General features: G+C 65.6%; 1 protein-coding gene. It reads right to left on the reverse strand.

Going from position 1 to position 1,160, the window contains the following annotated elements; genetic code table 11:
• Positions 1 to 1,122 carry an IS630 family transposase gene (locus SSP29_RS00030; RefSeq protein ID WP_107436124.1) on the reverse strand — a complete coding sequence of 374 codons (1,122 nt, stop codon included), beginning with the start codon at positions 1,120 to 1,122 and terminating at the stop codon, positions 1 to 3.
• Positions 1,123 to 1,160: the final 38 nt, after the last annotated feature.

Raw genomic sequence — 1,160 nt, forward strand, 5'->3', positions numbered from 1 at the left:
CTAGTGTCCTGCGCCGGAGATCCGTCGGCAGAAGCGGGCGAGGGAGTCGAGGATCTCTTCGGCGGTCTTGGTCCAGATGAAGGGCTTGGGGTTTTCGTTCCAGTCCTTGACCCACGCGCGGATGTCGGCTTCCAGGGCCTGGATGTTCTTGTGTGCGCCGCGGCGGATCATCTGGTGGGCCAGGTAGCCGAACCATCGCTCGACCTGGTTGATCCAGGAGGAGCCGGTGGGGGTGAAGTGCAGCTCGAACCGCGGGTGTTTGGCCAGCCAGGCCTTGATCGCGGGAGTCTTGTGGGTGCCGTAATTGTCCACGATCAGATGGACCTGCAGGTGCGCGGGCACCTCCTTGTCGATCCGGATCAGGAACTTCTTGAACTCCACGGCCCGGTGCCGGCGGTGGAGGGCAGTGATGACTTCACCCGTGGCGACGTCGAACGCGGCGAACAAGGTCGTCAGGCCGTTGCGCACGTAGTCGTGTGTGCGCCGCTCGGGCATGCCCGGCATTATCGGCAGCACTGGCTGGGACCGGTCCAGGGCCTGGATCTGCGACTTCTCGTCCACCGAGAGCACCACCGCTCCCTCGGGCGGGTTGAAGTACAAGCCCACGACGTCGTAGACCTTCTCCACGAACAACGGGTCGGTCGACAGCTTGAAGGTGTCCGCCAGATGCGGCTTGAGCTGGAACCTCCGCCAGATCCGGCCGACGGTCGACTTCGACAGACCACTGTGCTGGGCCATCGATGTCCGCGACCAGTGGGTGGCGTTCCTCGGCAGCTGTTCCAGCGTGGTGACCACCACCGCTTCCACTTGATCGACGCTGATGGTCGGCGGCCGGCCCGGCCGGGGCTCGTCAGCCAGCCCGTCCAGCCGCTCGGCAAGGAAGCGCCGCCGCCATTTGCGGACGGTGTCCGCGCTCACCCGCAGATCTCGGGCGACCGCGATGATCGGCGGCACCTCCGGCCCCGCACACGCCAACACAATCCGCGCCCGCAGGGCCAGTGCCTGGGCCGACGTCGCCCGACGCGTCCACCGCTCCAACACCGCCCGCTCGTCATCAGACAGCAGCAACGGTTCCAGCTTCGGGCCCCGACGAGGAACTGACGCATCAGCAGCAGAAGTCACACAACTACTAACGATCAACTACTGGCGCAGGACACTAG

Source organism: Streptomyces hyaluromycini (assembly GCF_002217755.1).
GTDB classification, from domain to species: Bacteria; Actinomycetota; Actinomycetes; order Streptomycetales; family Streptomycetaceae; genus Streptomyces; species Streptomyces hyaluromycini.